This window comes from Vibrio renipiscarius, from assembly GCF_000827885.1.
GTDB lineage: Bacteria > Pseudomonadota > Gammaproteobacteria > Enterobacterales > Vibrionaceae > Vibrio > Vibrio renipiscarius.
The window spans coordinates 1-4921 of record NZ_JTKH01000022.1; the positions used below are offsets into that span (position 1 = coordinate 1).

General features: G+C 41.8%; 4 protein-coding genes. 3 read left to right on the forward strand and 1 reads right to left on the reverse strand.

The genetic code is table 11. The annotated features are described in order from the left end of the window. Positions 1–393 precede the first annotated feature (393 nt). Positions 394–951, reverse strand: a complete 558-nt coding sequence (locus OJ16_RS12370; RefSeq protein ID WP_040991111.1) for a hypothetical protein — start codon at positions 949–951, stop codon at positions 394–396. An 89-nt stretch (positions 952–1040) separates the two neighbouring features. On the opposite strand from OJ16_RS12370, the gene OJ16_RS12375 reads away from it, so the two are divergent. The 3 genes from OJ16_RS12375 (at position 1041) to OJ16_RS12385 (ending at position 4462) form a co-directional block, all read left to right on the forward strand. After that, entirely contained in the window at positions 1041–1409 is a 369-nt protein-coding gene (locus OJ16_RS12375) for a hypothetical protein (RefSeq protein WP_040991113.1), read from the forward strand. 10 nt (positions 1410–1419) lie between these two features. Next, positions 1420–2607, forward strand: coding sequence for a site-specific integrase (locus OJ16_RS12380; RefSeq protein ID WP_173425029.1), 1188 nt, complete (start codon positions 1420–1422; stop codon positions 2605–2607). A gap of 172 nt (positions 2608–2779) precedes the next feature. Continuing rightward, on the forward strand, positions 2780–4462 hold the full coding sequence (locus OJ16_RS12385; protein ID WP_040991116.1) for a hypothetical protein: 1683 nt from the start codon (positions 2780–2782) through the stop codon (positions 4460–4462). Positions 4463–4921 lie beyond the last annotated feature (459 nt).

Genomic DNA, 4921 nt, shown 5'->3' on the forward strand with positions numbered 1-4921 from the left:
GTAATTGGTCTGTTTTATCGTAAAGCCATTCACCTAGAACCACCTCAGCCTCACTCTCAGGGCTAGAACCAGTCGCTAATCGCTAGACTGATATTCATACTAGAATCAGCGATAACTCTGCCCTAACTGGCTGTAGTGCGATTCTGCTATGAACTAGGGTGTTGAGTCGGTTGACTGGTATCAGATGAAATTACCCTGAGAAATGCAGATAGAGTTGGAACCGTAACCGTCGACGCCGTCGGGAAACTCACTAAAAATCACTTAAAAGACCGGAGGAAGACCGGACGAGAGAAATTGGTGCAGTGATTCGGGGAAAGCTATGTTGGGGAAGTCAGGCAGAACAAGGCTTGAGGGATGATAGCTAGGTCAGTCTAGTGTGACCGACCCAGCGACTTAGGATTTTAAGTTGGTGTTGGGGTTGTGAGTTTCTGATCTGTACTTTTCGCTTTGTTCGCTGAGCTTGTGTTTTACATACTGATTGAGTACCGCAGCTATTTTTCTCAACGTATCTGGTTCCAAGATGTAAGTTTTTCCCTCAAACTGGTAGCGCCAATCAATGAACACAGTACTATTTCTTCTTAGGTCTTCAATGAAATTATCTTCTCGAAACGGGCGAGTATTAAAGTAAAGGTCTATTATCTCTTCTTGTACACTAGTATCTAAACATTGAAACAGAGCTAATAGGTTGTGACCTCCCCCCGCCTCTCTTGTTGGTTTTAATAAGGTTTCATCTATTAGATCATATGATGCACTTACAACATGCACCATCTGTTTGGTTGCTTTAAGGCTTTTCAAAAACAGTTCTATTGCAAATGAATAACAGGTTGCAATTGCAGCAGTATGCGACTCTTCTAATCCAGAGAGTGTTTCAGCAGCCAAATAGTATTCGCTTCCATGATTGTAAATCCGGTAACTAATGTATTCTTCAATAAATGGTTCTTTCTTTTTCATATGCTTAAAATCTTCAAGTCAAACAACCGAACTAGGTTACAAATCAAGCACATATTAACACTTTGATACTGAAAATCATGGAGTTAATTATGATTAAACTAACCAAAATTCAAGACCTAAGCGACCTACAAATCACCGCCATCCTACAAGAACAAGTCAAAACCATACTCACCGAACCATTTCACGATGAAGCAGAAACCCAGCAAGCATGGGATGAACTGCAATGTGAACTCTGGTTTTTAACCTCAATTTCTGACCTAACTGCTGACGGCGTCGACGGTACTGACCTCGAACTGCTAGAACGAGCATTAACCTACACCGAATTCGAGGATGAATTAGAGCCAGATATGATGCTTACTCTGAGCATCGTCGAGGATAGTGGCAAGGGGATCTATCTGCTGATGCCTAAGACATTGCTAGCTGAATTGCGTAAATATTTTTCAATAGACAATGAGTGAGATGGCAGTGATGAAATCTAAGAAATTTAAGTTCAACAAGCGCCAACTTGATTCCCTACCGCCGACGCCGTCGACGAGTCGCAGTAAAGAAACTGAGTACACCGATGAGTTATGTAGCGGCTTAAAGCTGATCGTTAACCGACAAGGCAGAAAGAGGTTCCTGTTCAGGTACACCCTACATGGGACCAAAAAATCTGTTCAGCTTGGCGAATACCCAGCAATCGACATCAACACCGCTAGGCAAATCGCTAACGACCATAAGCGAGAAATTGCACTAGGTAATGACCCCAAAGCGATGAGGGATGAAAAGCGTAACGTACTCACATTCCAAGAGTTCGCTGAGTTGCACTATCTTCCCTATGCAATGATGAACAAGCTCACCGCTAAAAGTGATGCTGGTAGTCTCAAGCTACATTTCTACCCGAAATGGGGCAAGAAGCCACTCACTGATATCGGTCAGCAAGACATTCAGAAATTGCTTGATGGATTACTAGAGGGGCGTAAGCCATCAACCGTGAACCGTCTACGTTCCTTGATCCTTCGTATGTTCAGGCTTGCAATGGAATGGGGATTCGTAGACAAGCATCCGGGACAATACATACGAAAACTCAAGGAGAACAATGTTCGTCAGTTCTTCCTAAACCGTCAGGAGGTAGCCAACTTCATTAGGGCATGCAACGAGGAACCTAATCGCACTCAGGCTAATGCATTAAAATTTGCTCTGCTAACGGGAATGCGTATCGGTGAAATAACAAGCTCAAAATGGGAGTGCCTTACCGTCGACGACGACGGCAACTGGAGTCTATTTCTACCGCATACAAAATCTGGGTTATCGAGGACAGTACTGTTAAATGATCTAGCTAAGGAGGTAATGAAAGATCAGCAAAGGTTTCAGAAGCTAAAAAATCCATACATCTTCGCAGGTGATGCAGAGGGGCGACCAATTGCTCATCCAAAGAAAGCATTTGCTCGAATCAGGAAAGCATCTGGTATTAAAGATAGCTTTCGTATTCACGACCTCAGGCATAGCTTTGCATCAATTCTGATAAATAGTGGGAATGCTACGCTCTATGATGTTCAACATTTACTAGGGCATCAGTCACCACAGACTAGTACTCGATATGCTCACTTGGCAAGTTCAAGGCTGAGAGAGGTAAGTGCAAATGTCGCTGAGTTGGTTGGTGATGTGAGTAATTGATAGGCTCACAAAACAGTAAATCAGCAATTTACTGTTTTTTTCGGTGAGTACTCAAATTAGGTGTTAAATCTAGAATAAAATACTAGGGGAAAACTATAGCTGAGTATGTTTTTTTGACTTAAATATCAATGTTATAACCGCAATTCTTTAACGAAAAAGAGCTAGGATACATATGAGCGAAGAACAACTAAAAGAAGAAGCTGAGTATGAAAAAAGGCTTCGTCGTCGTTTAGACATACTTCAAAAGCAATTTAAAGCAGGGAAGATCCAAATCGCGGAAGGGTTAGATGTAGAAAAAAGTCTTCTAGCTGTTCGAAAAGGTCCCGATGGTGAAGTTGACCTTAGCACTGTTGATGGAGCTGTTCGCTCTATGGCACTTGCTGTAACAGCAATGCATGACAGACAGGAGCTAAAAAAGGAAGCTTCGTTAAGTGAAATACAGAATATGTATTTCAAATTTATTGAAGATAATTTCGGTCGTTTTTATGACATGATGCTCAAGCAAAACCTTACTCCACATGATGCAGGGCGAGCCTTAACCCAAAATCAAAAATCCATCGACATGCTCTTGGCGAACATTGATGAATTCTTGGGCATAATCACTCAATTTTGGGAAGGTTTAGGGGAGATAGCTCAAATACATGTCGAAGATATGCGAGGCAATATTAAAGGCATTTTCGGTGGCGACCTCTTTCCGTCACATGATGAAAACATTGCATCAAAATGTGGCATATACGCAGACACAATAGTTCTTCCAGATCCATTTCTTAGGTCAAAACTAATATTTTCAAATTATTCAGATGAGGATAAAGCCTATTACCTCATTAAGCACGCAATGAATATTCTGCAATATAAGGAGTTGGCTTGTGCTGATCTCGAAGTACCTATAGTTGTCGTTCTTCCAGATCAATCAATACTCGAAGAGGAAGAAGGTAAATTTTTCCATTCCTTAGGCAAGGAGGATTCACTGATACATTCTGGTAAGCTGTTTAACAGAAAGTTTGAATCTTTCGAAGAAATGGTCGAGTTCGCACAAGAACTCGACACTATAGAGAGAGCCGTTGCTGAAGTAAGTGATAAAAGTAGAGTATTGTTTGATACAACCTGGACTGGGGATATCGGAACACAGCTAGCGAGAGCATTAGAAAGTAGTCATTACAAACCATTTGTAGATTCTCCCGGATTACTGTTAGCTCTAAATTCATTAGGGCGGATGAGTGTCAGTAATGAGATGCTAATTAAGTCTCGTCGGTTGAATGGTTCACCCATAATTGATGCTCCTACATCATGGCAATATTTAGTTTGGAAAATGGAATATGATGCTGAAAGGGTTGAGAATGAACTTGAATCAGAAAATCTCCATGTCGTTAAAGGACTTAATGATTTAGGTGGTGGTGATATGCAGTGGCTTGGCAACATACCTCCCGAATCATTAATTGCTATACGTAGAGAAGGGGCAATGGAAGATATTCGGAGTATTCTAGGTCAAGGAATTAATGATCTGATCGAGTCGAATCCTTCAAACTTTCACCGTAGTCGCGACAAGATTTTCGACAACTTAACTTCTGCCTTTGAAAAACATCAAAAAAATATTGATGAATTAACAGCCAAGAAATGGAAATTTGCAGGAAAAGATATTGGTTCCTGGCTAGTAGTTGGTTCGCTTGAAGTTACTGCTGCCATTACGGGGTTACCTGTTTGGGGGATGGCTACTATTGCAGCAGATCAACTCCTTGATGTTCCCAAGCTCAAAGAGATACCTCAATCAATTCGAGACTTATCTGATGAAAATAATAAACTTAAGAAGTCACCCGTAGGAATGCTTTTTGATATACATAAAAAAAGTAACCGTTAACCCGAAGTAAGCCCACACCACAACCCCAACACCAACTTAAAATCCTAAGTCGCTGGGTCGGTCACACTAGACTGACCTAGCTATCATCCCTCAAGCCTTGTTCTGCCTGACTTCCCCAACATAGCTTTCCCCGAATCACTGCACCAATTTCTCTCGTCCGGTCTTCCTCCGGTCTTTTAAGTGATTTTTAGTGAGTTTCCCGACGGCGTCGACGGTTACGGTTCCAACTCTATCTGCATTTCTCAGGGTAATTTCATCTGATACCAGTCAACCGACTCAACACCCTAGTTCATAGCAGAATCGCACTACAGCCAGTTAGGGCAGAGTTATCGCTGATTCTAGTATGAATATCAGTCTAGCGATTAGCGACTGGTTCTAGCCCTGAGAGTGAGGCTGAGGTGGTTCTAGGTGAATGGCTTTACGATAAAACAGACCAATTACCCTGATATGGTAATTGGT

Excerpts from the sequence above, each read along its gene's own strand:
- OJ16_RS12375 (WP_040991113.1), top strand. The coding sequence starts at position 1,041 with ATGATTAAACTAACCAAAATTCAAGACCTAAGCGACCTACAAATCACC.
- OJ16_RS12385 (WP_040991116.1), top strand. The coding sequence starts at position 2,780 with ATGAGCGAAGAACAACTAAAAGAAGAAGCTGAGTATGAAAAAAGGCTT.
- OJ16_RS12370 (WP_040991111.1), bottom strand. The coding sequence starts at position 951 with ATGAAAAAGAAAGAACCATTTATTGAAGAATACATTAGTTACCGGATT.
- OJ16_RS12380 (WP_173425029.1), top strand. The coding sequence starts at position 1,420 with ATGAAATCTAAGAAATTTAAGTTCAACAAGCGCCAACTTGATTCCCTA.